The sequence below is a fragment of the Rhizobium sp. BK181 genome (genome assembly GCF_014193305.1).
GTDB lineage: Bacteria > Pseudomonadota > Alphaproteobacteria > Rhizobiales > Rhizobiaceae > Rhizobium.
In genome coordinates this window covers 1-17,192 of the sequence record NZ_JACHZA010000024.1, presented here as the reverse complement: position 1 = coordinate 17,192, position 17,192 = coordinate 1, and the positions used below count along the sequence as shown (strand labels likewise).

Here is a 17,192-nt window from a genome sequence, read left to right as displayed (position 1 = left end):
GATCGCCACGCGTCAGAGCGTCGCAACCGTCTTTAACGCTCCATCCAGTGCGATCCCGTTCTCGTCGAGCAATGCCGCCTGCCGCAGCCGTCGCATCCATGCCGCTGCATCCTCGCGCCCCTTCAACAGCGGCAGTGCCGACATCACCCGGTCGAACTTGGACAGACCCCGGGTATGGGTGTCAGAGTAACCTTTCACCAAACGCCGGTTGTTGAGGACCTCGACGGCAAGGTCATAATCGTCTGGAAGCAGCCGTTGCGCCTGCGTGAGCCAGTTTTCTCTATGTTCAATCTCTCGCATGTTGCGCAGCGTGCCGCGGCGTGTGCCGCGCAGGGCTGACACCGCATAGAGACAAAAGAACCAGAACAGCGTGCCCGTCTTGACGCGCCGACCCTTGTTGACGAAGCGATCGAGGCGATTGAAGACGGCCGGCCGACTTTCGATCCAGAGGCCGATCCGTTTCGGCAAGGTGCCGCAAACCTCGTCCATGCGCGGATGCATGTATTCTGTCATGTAGACGATCTGGTCGTCTCTGGCGCCGACTTCCTTGCGGACGCGGTCGAAGCGCGAAGCGCGGACCTTGAGGTCGGCCACGCGTATGACATCGTCATAGGCCATCGCCACGGCCACATATTTTGCCGCCTGGCAGGTGAAGGCGTAGTCCTTGTCCGGACCGCCCGCCGCCCGGTCGTTCATCAGAAGCGCGCCGACACGGTTCAGATACTCGTCGGCATAGGCCGGATCCTGAAAGTCGGTCAGCTTCTTGACACCGGCGAAAAGCAATGCGCGTGCCGGCTCGGGAAACTCGCCGCGTATCCTGTCGAGCAGAGCATCGAGCGTCGCATGGCCAGTGCTTGACGGCAAGGGATCAAGCCGCTTGTGCGGCCGGTCGGAGACCGGATCGCGCGGTTTTTCCACGGTGCGTTGATAAGCGGCGTTGAAGGCGCGCAGGCTGGGCTCGATGCCCTTGCCCCCCGCCCTGATCATGGCTTCGAAAGCATCCTTGGGAAAGGGCAGCACACCGGCCGCCGCCAGGGCACCGAACATTGCGGCCGAGATCACGCTGCCGTTCTTGACAGCCAGCGCTTCCATGTCGAAGGCGATGGTTTTCTTTGCTGCAAAATCCGTCGCCTCTACGACAACAACGGGATTGCCGATGCCATCGCCGGGCTTTTCCTTTTCACCGACGGCGAAGGCACGGTGCGTCGATGCGATCAGGGTTGTTTTGTCTGGTGTCACGAGGCCGCGCAGCACCGAGCGCCCGGCTTCCATTAGCTCGGCGGCAAGCACGACGTCGACATCGCCGGGCGTCGGCATCAACGCGAAGATCGGCTCATGGCCATCGCGCGCCGGCAAGAGTTCCAGATAATAGATCGTCGCCCCGGTTCGCTGTGCGACGCCTGGAACGGAAGTTGTTTGAGCCATCCAGCCCTGGCTCTCGGCAACTCCGACCACCCAGTCGGCCAAAACGCCGCCGCCCTGGCCGCCCATGGCAAGGATTGCCAGCGAGATTGGCTTGTCGGTCGAAAGGCGAGTGCTCATGGGACGTTGCTCGTTCATAGCAGGCCTTGCTCCACGAAGACAATGCGGCTGGAGGCGCGACGCCTCTGCAGCCAGCCGATGACGGCGCTACGCAGGCGGGCGGTAAACCGATCCCAACCGGTCGGATTGTGGATGATGTCAGCGCGATAGAAAGACGGACAGAGGACGGCCGCTTCCGACACCTCGCCGCAGTTGCCGCAACCAACGCAGTTGTTGTCGATTGCTGCGACCGGGTCATCCTTCAGCGGGTCGTCGGTGTGCTTGACCGACAGGGACGGACAGCCGGAAAGGCGAATGCAGGCGTGGTCGCCGGTGCAGACGTCTTCGTCAACCCCGAAGCGCTCCTTGACCATGCGCTGGCCGTCCTTGACGGCCTTGGCAAATTGCGGCTTCACGCGGCGCTGCTTGTTCAGCATGCATTCCGACGAGGCGACGATGATCTTTGGGCCCGGCTCTTTCGTCGTCAGGGCCTCGCGTAGCGTATCGCGCATTTTGGCAACGTCATAGGTCCGGTCGATCTGCCGAACCCATGTGGCGCCGATCCCCTTCACGGCGTTGACGATGGAGTTGTTCGTCTTGCGGCGCGGATTGATGGCGCGCGAGGACATCACGTCCTGGCCGCCGGTTGCGGCCGAATAGTAATTGTCGACAACAAGGATGACGCCGTCCTGCTTGTTGAACACGGCATTGCCGACCGAGGTCGCAAGACCGTTGTGCCAGAAGCCGCCATCCCCCATGACCGAGATCGACCGCTTCTCCGCATCGACATTGAAAGCGGAGGCCGAGGCTGGGCCAAGGCCGTAGCCCATCGTCGTGCCGCCGATATTGAAGGGCGGCAGGATCGAGAAGAGATGACAGCCGATATCGGCCGAGACATGGTGCTCGCCGAGTTCCTGCTCCACAAGTTTCATGGCCGCAAAGATTGGCCGTTCGGGACAGCCGATGCAGAAGCCAGGCGGACGTGGGGGCACCACTTCTGCAAGCGCCTTGACCTTCGGATCGTTGAGGACCGGCGTCGGGTCAGGCAGCGGTGGCTGATTGCCGAGCAGCACACGCTGATGCGTCTCGAGGAAATCCCTGATGCCTTTCATCAGCACAGGCGTGGTGTACTCGCCGCCAAGCGGCAGGACGTCCTTGCCGGATACCTTCGTCTGGATGTCGCGACGGCGCAGAACGGTGTTCAGCGACTGTTCGATATATTCCGGCGCGCCCTCCTCGACCATAAGGACCGCCCTCTTGCCAGCACAGAAGTCGGCAACCTGATCATCGACCAGGGGATAGGCAACGTTCAGGACATAGAGCGGCACGGAGCAGTTGCCATAGACATCGGCAAGCCCGAGCTGCTGCAGCGCGCGCATGACGCCGTTGTACATCCCGCCAAGAAGAATGATGCCGATGTCGCCTTCGGAAGGGCCGAAGTATTCGTTGAGTTCGTTCTTCTTGATATATTCGACTGCAGCCGGCCAGCGCTTGCCGAGCTTTTCCTTCTCATGCAGGAAGGACGCCGGCGGCAGGACAATGCGATTGACGTCGCGCACCGGATTTTCCAAGGCCTGTTTCAGCGTGAACTCAGGCCGCTTGTTGTCCTTTGCCTCGAACTGGCCGTGAACATGGCAGCTGCGGATGCCGACCTGCAACATAACGGGCGTGTTGGAGGCTTCCGACAGCTCGAACCCTTTCTCCACCGACTGCACGATGGAGGGCAGGTTGGGACGCGGATTGAGGAGCCACATCTGCGACTTCATCGCATAGGCGTGGCTGCGCTCCTGCATGATCGAGGAGCCCTCGCCGTAATCCTCGCCGATGATGATCAGCGCGCCACCCGTCACGCCGCCGGACGCAAGATTGGACAGCGCGTCCGAGGCGACGTTTGTGCCGGCTGTCGACTTCCATGTGACGGCGCCGCGCAGCGGATACATGACGGAAGCCGAAAGCATGGCTGCGGCCGCGGCTTCCGACGCCGAGGTCTCGAAATGGACGCCCAGATCCTCCATCACGTCCTTGGCATCGGCAAGCACGTCCATCAGATGCGAGATGGGCGAACCCTGATATCCGCCGACATAGGACACACCGGATTGCAGGAGAGCTTTTGTGATTGCAAGGATGCCTTCGCCGCGGAAGATTTCACCTTCCCCCAGCTTCAGATCCTCGACTTCACGCGCAAATGAGCGTTCGGCCATGGCATTCCCCTTCGTCCATGCGGACTGCCTTTCTATTCATTTGCAAAAGCATATTTCGGCGCGCGCGACCCTGTCAATCGGCAAATGCCTTCTTTGATTGAAGGCGTTACACACCGGCGTCGGCATGACCAATGGCCATCTGCCGAAAATTATATGCTCTAGCATATTATTGATCACGGAAGTGGATTTTTCAAGCTTCAACAAAGCGCTTGCCGGTTTCTGTGACTTATTTTAAGGTTGAAGCATTCCGATAATAAATCGCCAGCGGCCGGCAGGTAAGAAAACCCTCCTTCCGCTTCACAAGGGGAACGGAGTGACTATGACGACGCTTACTCGGCGCGAGGCCTTGAGCCTGGGCGCAGCAACCTTCATTACCGGGATTCTCGCCGGTCGAAATATCGTTTTGGCTGCCGAAAACGGCACGCTGACGATAGCCTTCAACGTCAATCTGCCATCCTTCGACCCCACCACCGGCCCGTCGGCGGTCAATCCGGCCATCCAGGCCATCTATCGCTCGATCTTCGACCAGTTTATCGGCCAGGGACCGGACCTGAAGTTCCAACCCGGGCTTCTGACGGACTGGGGATGGAATGAAGACAAGACCAAGGTCTGGATGGATGTCCGCGAAGGCGTCACATGGCATGACGGCACGCCGTTTACGCCGGAGGACGTCGTCTGGTCGCTGACCCGCGCGGCCGATCAGAAGGGAGGAAATCCGATTTCCTTCATCTGGTCGACGGCCGGCAACTATAAGATTGAGGGCCATCGCATCACCGGCGATGTACTGCGCTTCGAGCCGACCTACTTCAAGTGGATGGCGTTTCTGACCGGCTACGTCCTGCCCAAAGCCTATTATGAAAAAGTCGGTGCAGAAGGCTTCGAGAAGAAGCCGATCGGCACCGGCCCCTATATGGTCGACGCTTACGAGGGCAACGCCTTTCTCCGCCTCAAGGCAAACGCAAACTACTTCGGCGGCAAGCCCGCCTTCGATACCGTCGTCTTCAAGTTCGTACCCGATACGACCAGCCGCGTCGCTGAAATCGAAGCCGGCTCTTCCGATGTCACGCTCGAAATTCCCTACGAAGATTTCGATCGCCTGAAAAAGAAGTCGGGGCTTTCGGGCACCGCGACCCCGATCTCCGATATCGGCATGATCTTCATCAACAACATCGACGTGATGCTGGACAAGAACGTGCGTTTGGCCGCCCACCACGCAATCGACAAAAAGGCGATCGTTGCCCGCCTGCTGCGCGGCTATGGCGTGCCGATCGACACGCTGGAGGCGCCCGAATATGATGCCTTCGATCCGTCGATCGTCGTCGGCTTCGATGCCGAGAAGGCAAAGGCGCTGCTCGCCGCATCCGGTTACTCGCCGAAAAAGCCCGTCAAGTTCAAGATCCAGACCACGCGGGGCTTCAAGCCCAAGGATTACGAGATGATCCAGGCGATCGTGGGGATGTGGCGCAAGGTTGGCATCGAAGCCGACATCGAGGTCTACGAAATCGCCAAGCACTACGAACTGCGTGCTGCCGACGCGCTGGCGCCGGCTGCCTTTTACAACTGGGGCAACGCGATCGGTGACCCAACCACGTCGACGGGCTTTGCGATGTTCGGCCCCTCGCCGCATTCGGTTTGGAATACCGACGACCTCGACAACATGATCGGCCCGCTCTGGGGCGAGAAGGATGAGGCAAAGCGCATCGCCGGGTGGAAGGCCGTCAGCAAGTATATTGCAGAACAGGGCTATGTAATCCCGCTTCTCCAATACGCCCAGCCGATCGTCTACAAGGAAAGCCTCAAGGTTGTCCCGAACGTATCGGGCGCCCTGCAGCCGACCCTCGTCGCAAAGGCGTAAAGCATGCTCCCCACCGGATGATAAATCCGGCTTCGGGCGGGTCAGTTGGCCCGTCCGCATTCCCAAAGGGCATCCTTTGCAGGCGCTACCGGCCGCATGTTGGCTAAATCCGGCGTCCTGCGAGAAAAATGAGCTGATGATAGCGCTTTCTATCTTCAACCGCGTCGTCATGGCAGCCGTCACCTTGTTCGGCGTCGCCCTGATCGTCTTTGTCCTGTTGCGCGTGGTGCCCGGCGATCCGATCGCCATGATGATTTCGCCGGGCGCAAGTGCTGCCGACATTGCCGCTCTGCGCGCCCATTACGGCCTGGACGCGAGCCTCCCGGTCCAGTTCGGCTTGTGGCTGAAGGCGATGCTCGGCGGCGACTTCGGCACCTCGATATCTCTCAAGCGCAGCGTTCTCGACCTGCTTGGCGAGCGCCTGCCGGCAACGCTCGAACTTGCCGTCGCGGCCCTCGTCCTTGCAGTTGCATCGGGGGTAACGATCGCGGTCGTCGGCACGCTCATGCGGCGCGGCCCGCTCGAACCGGTTGTCGACGCCCTGAACGGGGTTTTTCTGGCCGTTCCAGATTTTGTCTGGGCCCTGGCACTCGTTTTGATGCTCGGGGTCTTCTATCCACTGTTTCCGCTTTCCGGTCGCATCGACCCTACGACCGACATGCCGTTTGCGACATCGTTTTATCTGATCGAGAGCCTCGCGCGGCTACGCTTTGCAGTTTTTTCCGATGTCGTCGCACATATGGTCATGCCGGTGCTCGCGCTTGGCCTCCCGCTTGCTGCAATCATCGCCCGTGTCCTTAAGGCGGCATTGTCCGAAGCAATGATGCAGGATTACATTCTCCTCGCCCGGCTGAAAGGCATGTCGGAGCTTCGCCTTGTGGTGCAGGAGGCGCTACGCAACGCGATCGGCCCGACCATCGCGCTCACGGGTGTCCAATTCACCTTTCTCATCGGCGGCACAGTTATCGTCGAGCGGATTTTCTCATACCCCGGCATCGGCAACATGGCGATTGACGCCGTCATCAACCGCGACCTGCCCTTGATCCAGGGTCTCGTACTCGTCTTCGGGGTGCTGTTCATTCTGGTCAACCTGCTTGTCGACCTCTTGGTTGCCGCATTCAATCCGAGGCTGCGTCATGGTTGATATTCCTTCTTATCCCAAACAAACGGCGGCCAAACGGCGACGGCGCGCACTCATGGCCCAACCGAAGGTCGTCCTTGGCGGCGCATTCATCCTCATCCTCGTCCTGCTTGCAGTCGGCGCGCCATGGATCGCGCCCAAGGATCCGCTCGAACAGGACCTCATGCTTGGCACCCTGCCTCCTGCCTGGATCGACGGTGCGGAGCCCGGCTACTGGCTCGGCACCGACGATCTCGGCCGCGACGTGCTCTCGCGCCTGATCTTCGGGACCCGCATTGCGCTGCTCGTCGCCTTTGTCGCAGCAACGCTTGCAGCTCTGATTGGCACGTTGCTGGGCCTCATCGCCGGTTGGTACGCCGGCTGGGCGGACCGGGTCATTTCGCGCCTTGTCGACATATGGATGGCATTCCCGCCCGTCCTCTTGTCGATCCTTCTTGTTGCTGTTCTCGGCGCCGGCGTTCACTCGGTGATCGCCGCCATCGTCATCATTGACTGGACGCGATTTTGTCGTGTCGTCCGGTCCGAAACGAAATCCCAGGCGCAGATGGATTATGTAACGGCTGCGCAAACCATAGGCTTTTCCCGCGCACGCATTCTTTTTTCGGAAATACTGCCGAACGTCGCGCCGGTCCTCATCGCCCTGGTGAGCCTGGAGATGGGCATTGCGGTGATCGTCGAAGCAATCCTGTCCTTTGTCGGCCTTTCCGTTTCCTCGGACACACCGACATGGGGCGGCATGATCGCTGCCGGCAGGCAGATGATCTATCAAGGCTGGTGGGTCATGGTCGCGCCGCTGATCGCGCTGTTTGCTACAGTCCTGGCATTCAACCAGCTGGGCGATGGCCTTCGCCGTGCCCTTGATCCGGTGATGGGCCGATGAGCAATCTTCCTCTCCTTTCCATAACCGGCCTGACGGCTGTTTCCGATCGTGATGGCGGCGCTTCCATCCTCAGGGATGTGTCGCTCAAGATGATGCGTGGCGAAGTGCTCGGCCTCGTCGGTGAAAGCGGCGCGGGAAAATCCACGATCGCAAAAGCCTTGCTCGGCATCCTGCCACGCACCATTCGTGTCACTGGCGGTTCGGTTCTGTTTGAGGATCGCGATCTGTTGACCCTTCCTCCGAGGACATTGCGGCAGATCATCGGAAACGAAATCGCGCTCATTCCGCAGGATCCGCAAACGGCACTCAACCCGAGCCGGCGCATCGAAGCGCAGCTGACAGATGGCCTTAGAATGAAACGTGGGATGTCCGTGCGGCAAGCGCATGCAAGGGCCATCTCGCTTTTGGAGGAGGTGCACATCCGCGATCCCTTGCGTGTGCTGCAGGCCTATCCGCATGAGCTTTCCGGTGGCATGCGCCAGCGCGTGCTGATCGCCGCCGCCTTCTCACTGGAGCCCAAGCTCGTGGTTGCCGACGAGCCCACGACGGCACTCGACGTGACCGTGCAAAAGCAGATACTGCGTCTGATCCGGGCCATGCAGGACAAGCATGGAACGGCTGTGATCTTCGTAACGCACGACCTCGGCGTTGTCGCACAGATTTGCGATCGTGTGACACTGCTTTATTCGGGCAAGGTCGTCGAAGCCGGATCGTGTGCTGACGTTCTCGAGCGACCGGCTCACGCTTACACAGCGGCCCTGCTTGCGGCGAGCCCGCGCTATGACCGTCCGGACGCCGGGCTGACGCCTGTCCCGCAGGCCGTGTTCGATCAGTTGCGGCGGGAAATTGGAACGGATGCGAGGCCAAATGTCTGACAAGCTTTTGACCGCATCCGGCATCGAAGTCACATACGGCGCGACCCGCGGACTGCTCGGAAAGCCGGGCGGCGGCCACAAGGTGCTGTTTGGCGTCGACATTGACATTAGGCGTGGAGAAACAGTCGGCATCGTCGGTGAATCCGGTTCGGGCAAGACGACGCTTGGCCGCGCACTGCTTCGGCTCGTCAATGTTTCGGCCGGTACGATCCATTTCGACGGGAAAGACATCACAGACATTCCCGACGCGGCACTACGGCCACTGCGAAGACGCATGCAGATGATCTTTCAGGATCCAATGGCTTCGCTGAACCCTCGCCACACGATCCGGCGCATTCTCGTGGAGCCCCTGCTCCTGCACCGTCTCGCAGACGACGCCAGGAGCGCAGAGCGCCGGATCGCCGCGATCTTCGAGCGCTTCATGTTGCCGACCGCCTGCCTTGATCGCAATCCGCATGAGCTGTCGGGCGGCCAGCGCCAGCGTGTCGGCATTGCGCGAGCAGCACTGCTCGAACCCGACTTCGTTCTGGCCGACGAAGTCGTTTCCGGGCTCGACGTCTCCACCCAGGCCCAGGTCCTCAACCTGATGAAGGAACTCTCGCGAGACCTCGGTCTGTCCATGGCCTTCATCAGCCACGATCTGTCCGTCATCCGTGCAGTCTGCGACAGGGTCTACGTGATGCGGCACGGCACCGTGGTAGAGCACGGTTCGTGCGATCGTGTCTTTACTGCTCCCGAAAACGCCTACACGCGCGCCTTGCTTGACGCCATTCCCCTGCCCCGTATTGAGCCCGGTTGGCTCGACCGCGTTGCCGAGGCTTAGTTCTTCCAGTGAGCGTCAGGGATGCGAGCGACGATGCGTGGCAGCGACGCGCGCAACCTGTTCGTAAATACCCGTCAAAAGCTCCAGTGTCCGCGTTGCCTCTTCCAGTTTGTGCGGAAAATTCGGAACCGATTTGATGGCCGCAATCAACAGTGACGCACGGATGTCCGCATACTGGTCAGTGACCCCACGACCGCTTTCGGTCACCTGATAGGTGACGCCCGACCGGCCACTGCCCTGGCGCACGACCAGCCCCGCCCCTATCAGCTTTCGCAGGCTGTACTGGATGTTCGGAATGTCCTCGCGGTTGGCAAGACGCGCGAGATCCTTGATCGTTTTCGGGCGGTCATTCATCCGGATGATGTGCAGCATGGCATTCTCGGGACCGCTTGCGGCAATATCGACAACCGACGCGAGGCACTCCGTTTGCCAGCGGCCGAACGCCTCGTAGGCGCGCATCAGCGCGTACTCGATCTCGGCGACATCCACCTCGACGGCTGTGCGCGCCAGATGCCAGCTGCGGTCCACCGCATCAGGCTGCTTTTCATGCGGTTCCTTGCGCTGCATCTCTTCGATCTCCCAAAGCCAAGACATAGCCTCCACCCAAAACCGCGTCCATCAGCATTTGTCGATTGACAGCGATAAATTTAATCATAGAGTTTGTATCATAAATTATAACAAATAATACGAGGTGAACCCATGATCAATGAGCGCAACTCCATGTTCGACGACCAGCAGTTCCTGCTCGGGACCTTCGCGACCAACTGTTCCGGCGGCATGTCGGTAACAAAGGTTCCCGAACGCTGGGTGAACTCCTGGGACAACAACCTGCAACTTGCCCACCTCCTCGACGCGGCCGGCATCGACTTCATGCTCCCGATCGCACGCTGGATCGGGTATGGCGGCGATACAAACTTCCACGGCAACGTGCTCGAAACGATGACCTGGGCGGCCGCACTTCTGGCGCGGACACGCGATATCAACGTCTTTGCGACGATCCATACGGCAGCCAACCTGCCGGCGGTCGTTGCCAAGCAGATCGCCACCATCGACCAGATCAGCGGCGGCCGGATCGGGCTGAATATCGTCGCGGGCTGGAACCAGCCGGAATATCAGGCGCTCGGTCTCGACCTTCCAGCCGGTCACGCCGAGCGTTACGAATATGCGCAAGAGTGGTTTGATGTCGTCAAGGCACTGTGGAGCCGCAAGGAGGCTTTCGACTGGAACGGCCAGCACTTCAAGCTCACCAACATTCTGGGAGACCCACGGCCATCCGGCCATGTCCCGATCCTGAACGCGGCAGGCTCCGGTGAAGGCCGCAACTTCGCGGTCCGCAACGCCGATTTCCTGTTCACGCCGGCAATCGATCTCGCCCGCTCGGTCGACGAGATCACCGCACTGAAGGCGCAGGCTGCAGACGTTGGCCGCCCTGTCGGCGTCCTGACTTTTTCACACGTCGTCTGCCGCCCGACGGAGAAGGAGGCTCGAGACTATCTTCGTCATTTCGGGCAGGACAATGCTGACTGGGACGCCGTCGACAATCTGGTGCGCCTGCAGTTTGCGCATGCCCAGTCCTTCCCGCATGACCTTTTGGCACTGATCCGGGACCGGATGGCCGCAGGCCATGGCGGCTTCCCGCTCGTCGGAACACCAGAGCAGATCGCAGACGGCATCCTTTCGCTGCATAAGGCCGGCTTCCGGGGCACGACGCTCTCGTTCGTGGACTATCTGGTGGAGTTCCCGTACTTCCGCGACACGGTCCTGCCGATCCTGGCCTCAGAGGGCATTCGCCGTCCAGCCAAGGCATTCGATATTGCTGTCTAACCCTGGCGGGGCGCTCAAATCGTTTTCGGCACTGTCGCCGCAACGTCTCCAACCGCCGCGAACGGAACGCTCCAGCATCTGAACCGGCGCATGCTCTATTGCGGAAAACCAATTCCGGTTGAGCGGGCGCACACACCACGCATTCTGGGAGGATTGTCATGCTGCTTCAGGAAAGCCAGGGCGGGCTTCAACCGTCAACGGACATGTTCCGGGCCGCCATGCGCCATCTTCCCGGCAATGTCGCCGTTATCACTGTTGGAACGGGTAGCGAGCGCTCCGGCCTCGTCGTCACATCTGCCGTTTCGCTGGCCGCCGACCCGCCACTGGTCATGGCCTGCGTCAACCGGTCGTCTTCCAGCTGGCCGCTTTTTCGCCGGTTCGGCCATTTCGGCGTCAATTCGCTGGCGGGCCACCAGCAGGACATTGCCGAACGCTTCTCCGGCCGCCACGGCTGCAAAGGCTCTGAGCGTTACGCCAACGCCGAGTGGATCACGCTTTCGACCGGTGCCCCGTTGCTGGTCGATGCCACCGTTAGCCTTGATTGCACGTTGGAGGAAATGATCGACCGGGCGACGCACTCCATCATTATCGGCCAGGTGAATGCCATTCGCGTCACTGAAGGCCAGGATGCGTTGATCTACTGGCATGGTGGATATCGCAGGCTCGAGCGATAGGGACGAGCCCACCGCCTGCGGGATTCCATTGATTAACCCTTGACGCCTCGCTCTGCCTCTATATATTTTAAACTTCAAATAACTTGATCGCCGGCACATGCGCGGCGTGACCGGGAAGGAATGAAGATGCGCATCGTCTGTATCGGAGGAGGTCCAGCGGGGCTCTATTTCGGCCTTTTGATGAAGAAGCTTCACCCTGAGCACTCCATTCGTGTCGTCGAGCGCAACCGGCCCTACGATACCTTCGGCTGGGGGGTCGTGTTCTCGGATGCCACCATGGCCGCGATGCAGGAATGGGACCCGGAAAGTGCCGCTGAGATCCAGGATGCGTTCAATCACTGGGACGACATCGAGGTCTGGTTCAAGGGCACCCGCCAGCGCACGTCCGGCCACGGCTTCGTCGGTATCGGTCGCAAGAAGCTGCTCAACGTCCTCCAGAAGCGCTGCGAGGAACTCGGCGTCGAGCTGATCTTCGAAACCGACGTGACCTCCGATCTCGACTTCCCCGACGCCGACCTGGTGATCGGATCGGACGGGTTGAATTCAAAGATCCGCAACCACTATCCCGAGGTGTTCCAACCCGACATGATCACCCGGCCGAACCGGTACATCTGGCTTGGCACCAACAAACTCTATGACGCCTTCACTTTCGACTTCCGCAAGACGGACCACGGCTGGTTCCAGGCGCACATCTACAAGTTCGATGACCAGACCTCGACCTTCATCATCGAGACGACCGAGGAGGCCTACCTGGCCCACGGTCTCGACAAGATGGATCAGGACGGCTCGATCGCGTTTTGCGAAAACCTGTTCCGCGAGGTGCTCGACGGCGCACCGCTGATGACCAACTCACGCCATCTGCGTGGTTCTGCCTGGCTGAACTTCAATCGCCTGATCTGCGGCAAGTGGAGTCATTTCAATGGCAACTCGCATGTCGTGCTGATGGGCGACGCGGCTCATACCGCACATTTCGCCATCGGCTCCGGCACGAAGCTCGCAATCGACGATGCGATCGAGCTGACAAGGCAGTTCCAGATGCACGGACACGGCAGGGAAGCGATCCCGGCCGTCCTCGAAACCTACGAGGAGATTCGCCGTGTCGACGTCGCGCGCATCCAGAATGCGGCGCGCAACGCCATGGAATGGTTCGAGGTCGTGGGTCGCCGCTACGCCGATAGGCTTGAGCCGCAGCAGTTCATGTATTCCATGCTGACCCGCTCTCAACGCATCAGCCATGAGAACCTGCGCCTGCGCGACAAGACCTGGCTCGAAGGCTACGAGCGCTGGTTTGCGAAGAAATCGGGCGTCGCTGTCGGAAACGACAGGTGCCTGCCACCGATGTTCACGCCCTATCAACTGCGCGGAACCACGCTCATCAATCGCATCGTGGTTTCGCCGATGGCCATGTATTCGGCACAGGATGGATTGCTGAACGATTTTCATATCGTCCACCTCGGCTCGCGGGCGCTCGGTGGTGCCGGACTGGTGTTTGCGGAAATGACCTGTGTCTCGCCCGACGCCCGCATCACGCCTGGTTGCCTCGGGCTCTGGAACGAGGAGCAAGCCGCGCAATGGCGCCGGCTGGTCGATTTCGTTCACACCAACAGCGCCGCCAAGATGGGAATCCAGATCGGCCACGCCGGCCGCAAGGGTTCGACCAGGCTCGCCTGGGACGGCATCGACCAACCCGTCAGCGAAGGCGGCTGGCCGCTGATCTCGGCCTCCGCCGTGCCCTATCTCAAGAACAGCCAGGTCCCGAAGGCGATGGATCGCGCCGACATGGACCGCGTCAAGGCAGACCATGTCCGTGCGACGGAACTTGCGGTTACGACCGGCGTCGACTGGCTCGAACTGCACTGCGCCCACGGCTACCTGTTATCCAGCTTCCTCTCGCCGGTCACCAACCTGCGCGATGACGAGTATGGCGGCAGCCACGAAAATCGCGCCCGCTACCCGCTCGAGATCTTCCGGGCAATGCGCGCCGCCTGGCCCGAGGACAAGCCGATGTCCGTGCGACTGTCCTGTCATGACTGGATGGACGGCGGGAACACGCCCGAGGATGCGGCAATCTTCGCGCAGATGTTCAAGGATGCCGGCGCTGACCTCATCGATTGCTCCTCGGGTCAGGTGTCAAAAAACGAGCAGCCGGTCTACGGCCGCCTCTTCCAGACCCCGTTCTCCGACAAGATCCGCAACGAGGTCGGCATTCCGACAATCGCCGTCGGCGCGATCTCGGAGGCCGATCACGCCAACTCCATCATTGCGGCCGGTCGCGCCGATCTATGCGCCGTTGCCCGTCCGCACCTTGCCGACCCTGCCTGGTCATTGCATGAAGCAGCCAAGATCGGTCTGACCTCGATAGCGTGGCCGAAGCAATATCAGGCCGGCAAATATCAGTACGAGGCCAACCTCGCCCGCGCCGCCACGGCGGCGCCGGCCAAATAGGCGCGTCATGATGACCACGTCAGGCAAACTCTCAGGCCGCCACGCCCTCGTCACCGGCGCCGGGTCCGGTATCGGAGCGGCGATCGCCCGTGCCCTTGTTTCGGACGGGGCGCATGTGACGCTCGCCGGCAGAAGGCGCGAGCCGCTGCAGGCTCTCGCCGATGAAATCGGAACCGAAGGTGTTCATGTCGTCGATGGGTTCGATGTGACAAATGCGGCAGCAATCGCCAGGGGACTGGGGAGCGCCCGCAAGGCATTCGGCCCGGTAGACATTCTCGTCAACAATGCCGGCCAGGCCCCGAGCGCCGCCTTCGAAAAGACCAGCCTCGACATGTGGAATGAGGTGCTCGCCGTCGATCTGACCGGCGTCTTCCTCGTGACCCAGGCGGTGCTGCCGGACCTCAAGGCACGGGGAGACGGGGCACGCATCATCAATATCGCCTCGACCGCGGGGCTGACCGGGTATGGATACGTCTCCGCTTATGTCGCGGCCAAGCATGGCGTCGTTGGCCTGACCCGGTCACTGGCGCTGGAACTCGCAAAGACGGGGATAACCGTCAATGCAGTCTGCCCGGGCTTTACCGACACACCGATCATCGCGCGATCGATCGAAATGATCATCGAAAAAACCGGGCGCAGCGCCGAACAGGCGCTCGCCGAATTCACGAAATCCAATCCGCAAGGCCGGCTCGTAAAGCCCGAAGAGGTCGCGGACGCAGTGCTGTGGCTTGCGGCCCCCGGCAGCGCATCGATCAACGGACAGGCCATCGCAGTGGCTGGTGGGGAGGTTTTGGCGGGATGAGCGACAACGACATGACCATGCAGGGACACCTGCGCTCCTTCAGGGACCTTCAACCCCGGCATTTCCTCTGGGACGTCAGCGAGGACGGACGCGTTGCGACGATCACGCTCAACCGGCCGGATCGGAAGAACCCGTTGACCTTCGACAGCTATGCCGAGTTGCGCGACCTGTTTCGCGATCTCGCCTATGCATCGGACGTGCGGGCGATCGTGCTATCGGGAGCTGGCGGCAATTTCTCGTCTGGCGGTGACGTGTTCGAGATCATCGAGCCGTTGACGCGCATGGCAATGCCCGAGCTCCTTGCGTTTACGCGCATGACGGGTGATCTTGTCAAGGCGATGCGCAAATGCCCACAGCCGATCGTCGCCGCTGTCGACGGCATCTGTGCAGGCGCTGGCGCAATTCTCGCCATGGCGTCCGATCTCAGGCTGGCGACTCCTGAAGCAAAGACTGCCTTCCTCTTTACCCGCGTCGGGCTTGCGGGGGCAGACATGGGCGCATGCGGGATCCTCCCCCGCATCATCGGCCAGGGCCGCGCCGCCGAATTGCTTTACACCGGGCGTTCCATGTCCGCCGCCGAAGGCAATGCCTGGGGCTTCTACAATGCCCTTCATCCAAGCAGCGATCTCTCCGCCGAGGCACACAAGCTAGCAGCCTCGCTGGCCGACGGACCGTGGTTCGCACATGGCATGACCAAAACCATGTTGAACCAGGAATGGGCGATGGGCATCGACGAGATGGTCGAATCCGAAGCGCAGGCACAGGCCATCTGCATGGCGACACAGGATTTTCGCCGCGCCTTTGAAGCCTTTGCCGCCAAGCGCAAGCCAACCTTCGAGGGAAACTAGACTATGACCATTCCCGCGACATTGACTGGTCCATCCTGGGATCATCTCGACTGGCCGTTCTTCGACAGCAGCCATCGCGAATTCGCAACCCGGCTGGACGCATTCGCCAAGTCCGATGCGATGACGATGATCGACCACACCGATGTCGATGCCGCATGTCGCAGGCTCGTCCGGGCGTTGGGCGACGCGGGAATTTTGAAGGTGGCAACGGGCGCTTCCGAAACCGACCCGCTGATTGATTCACGCCTGGTCTGCCTGGCGCGCGAAACCCTTGCCTGGCATGACGGATTGGCGGACTTCGCCTTCGCGATGCAGGGGCTCGGGACCGGAGCGATCGGCCTCAGCGGTTCGGCCGCCCTTCGCGCCGCCGTCATGCCGAAAGTGCGCAGCGGCGAATGGCTGGCCGCCTTTGCGCTGTCTGAAAAGGATGCGGGATCCGACGTTGCGGCCATGGCCTGTGCGGCTCGCCCCGACGGCGACCACTACATTCTCGATGGCGAAAAGACCTGGATCTCCAACGGCGGCATCGCCGATGTCTATACGGTCTTTGCCCGAACCGGCGAGGCGCCGGGTACGCGCGGCATTTCAGCCTTCGTCGTCTTTGCCGATGACCCCGGCTTCTCGATCGCCGAGCGCATCGATGTCATTGCCCCGCACCCGCTCGCAACAACCCGCTTCGAGAGCTGCCGTATCCCCGCATCGCGGCGGCTCGGCGATCCGGGCGAAGGTTTCAAGATCGCCATGCGCACTCTCGATATCTTCCGGGCTTCGGTCGCCGCCGCCGCCGTGGGCTTTGCCCGGCGCGCCCTTGACGAAGCGCTTTCGCATGCGAGAGAGCGGCAGATGTTCGGTGCAAAGCTGGCCGATCTCCAGCTTACCCAAGCAGCCCTCGGCGACATGGCAACAGGGATCGACGCCGCGACGTTGCTGACCTACAGGGCTGCGTGGCGACGCGATGTGCAGAAGCTGTCGACGACGCAGGAAGCCGCAATGGCGAAGATGACGGCGACGGAAACGGCCCAGACAGTCATCGATCGCGCAGTTCAGCTGTTCGGCGGTCGCGGTGTCCGGACCGGCGAGATTGTCGAAAAACTCTATCGGGAGATCCGCGCGCTACGCATCTACGAAGGCGCAACCGAGGTGCAGAAGCTCATAATCGCGCGCGAACTCCTGAAGACCAAATGATGAGAGACATAATGCTACAAACACGCGAGATCTTCGACTGGGCCGATCCGTTCCGGCTGGTGGAGCAGCTGACGGACGAGGAGCGCATGGTGCAGGAGACTGCACACGCCTATGCGCA

Annotated in this window: 14 protein-coding genes; 11 read left to right on the top strand and 3 right to left on the bottom strand. The window is 61.1% G+C overall.

The features are described 5' to 3' along the window. Positions 1-12: 12 nt before the first annotated feature. On the bottom strand, positions 13-1,560 hold the full coding sequence (locus tag FHT77_RS28300) for an indolepyruvate oxidoreductase subunit beta family protein (RefSeq protein ID WP_183758603.1): 1,548 nt from the start codon (positions 1,558-1,560) through the stop codon (positions 13-15). Next, the gene (locus FHT77_RS28295) at positions 1,557-3,722 is read right to left on the bottom strand and encodes an indolepyruvate ferredoxin oxidoreductase subunit alpha (protein WP_183758601.1); all 2,166 of its coding nucleotides are present in this window, start codon (positions 3,720-3,722) and stop codon (positions 1,557-1,559) included. Before FHT77_RS28295 ends, FHT77_RS28300 begins: the two co-directional genes overlap by 4 nt. Before the next feature lie 319 nt (positions 3,723-4,041). On the opposite strand from FHT77_RS28295, the gene FHT77_RS28290 reads away from it, so the two are divergent. The 5 genes from FHT77_RS28290 to FHT77_RS28270 all read left to right on the top strand — a co-directional run bounded on the left by FHT77_RS28290 (position 4,042) and on the right by FHT77_RS28270 (position 9,296). Further along, a complete protein-coding gene (locus tag FHT77_RS28290) occupies positions 4,042-5,577 on the top strand; it encodes an ABC transporter substrate-binding protein (protein WP_183758599.1) in 1,536 nt (511 codons plus the stop codon). A gap of 136 nt (positions 5,578-5,713) precedes the next feature. Beyond that, positions 5,714-6,721, top strand: coding sequence for an ABC transporter permease (locus tag FHT77_RS28285; protein WP_183758597.1), 1,008 nt, complete (start codon positions 5,714-5,716; stop codon positions 6,719-6,721). Positions 6,722-6,773: 52 nt separating this feature from the next. Beyond that, on the top strand, positions 6,774-7,598 hold the full coding sequence (locus tag FHT77_RS28280; protein ID WP_246712816.1) for an ABC transporter permease: 825 nt from the start codon (positions 6,774-6,776) through the stop codon (positions 7,596-7,598). Next, the gene (locus FHT77_RS28275) at positions 7,595-8,473 is read left to right on the top strand and encodes an ABC transporter ATP-binding protein (protein ID WP_183758594.1); all 879 of its coding nucleotides are present in this window, start codon (positions 7,595-7,597) and stop codon (positions 8,471-8,473) included. Before FHT77_RS28280 ends, FHT77_RS28275 begins: the two co-directional genes overlap by 4 nt. Continuing rightward, positions 8,466-9,296, top strand: a complete 831-nt coding sequence (locus FHT77_RS28270; RefSeq protein WP_183758592.1) for an ABC transporter ATP-binding protein — start codon at positions 8,466-8,468, stop codon at positions 9,294-9,296. The genes FHT77_RS28275 and FHT77_RS28270 overlap by 8 nt, the downstream gene beginning before the upstream one ends. Positions 9,297-9,311: 15 nt before the next feature. On the opposite strand, the gene FHT77_RS28265 is transcribed toward FHT77_RS28270, so the two are convergent. Then, on the bottom strand, positions 9,312-9,890 hold the full coding sequence (locus FHT77_RS28265) for a winged helix DNA-binding protein (RefSeq protein WP_246720211.1): 579 nt from the start codon (positions 9,888-9,890) through the stop codon (positions 9,312-9,314). A gap of 105 nt (positions 9,891-9,995) precedes the next feature. Here FHT77_RS28265 and FHT77_RS28260 point away from each other — a divergent pair, with 105 nt between their 5' ends. The 6 genes from FHT77_RS28260 to FHT77_RS28235 all read left to right on the top strand — a co-directional run bounded on the left by FHT77_RS28260 (position 9,996) and on the right by FHT77_RS28235 (position 17,074). Beyond that, positions 9,996-11,120, top strand: coding sequence for an LLM class flavin-dependent oxidoreductase (locus tag FHT77_RS28260; protein WP_183758589.1), 1,125 nt, complete (start codon positions 9,996-9,998; stop codon positions 11,118-11,120). Between the two features lie 158 nt (positions 11,121-11,278). Further along, entirely contained in the window at positions 11,279-11,794 is a 516-nt protein-coding gene (locus FHT77_RS28255; RefSeq protein ID WP_183758587.1) for a flavin reductase family protein, read from the top strand. Positions 11,795-11,920: 126 nt separating this feature from the next. Continuing rightward, the gene (locus tag FHT77_RS28250; RefSeq protein ID WP_183758585.1) at positions 11,921-14,239 is read left to right on the top strand and encodes a bifunctional salicylyl-CoA 5-hydroxylase/oxidoreductase; all 2,319 of its coding nucleotides are present in this window, start codon (positions 11,921-11,923) and stop codon (positions 14,237-14,239) included. A 7-nt stretch (positions 14,240-14,246) separates the two neighbouring features. Further along, positions 14,247-15,041 carry an SDR family NAD(P)-dependent oxidoreductase gene (locus tag FHT77_RS28245; RefSeq protein ID WP_210281060.1) on the top strand — a complete coding sequence of 265 codons (795 nt, stop codon included), beginning with the start codon at positions 14,247-14,249 and terminating at the stop codon, positions 15,039-15,041. Beyond that, entirely contained in the window at positions 15,038-15,889 is an 852-nt protein-coding gene (locus FHT77_RS28240) for an enoyl-CoA hydratase family protein (protein ID WP_183758581.1), read from the top strand. Before FHT77_RS28245 ends, FHT77_RS28240 begins: the two co-directional genes overlap by 4 nt. Positions 15,890-15,892: 3 nt before the next feature. Beyond that, positions 15,893-17,074: an acyl-CoA dehydrogenase family protein gene (locus tag FHT77_RS28235; RefSeq protein ID WP_183758579.1), complete on the top strand. Its 1,182-nt coding sequence runs from the start codon at positions 15,893-15,895 to the stop codon at positions 17,072-17,074. Positions 17,075-17,192: the final 118 nt, after the last annotated feature.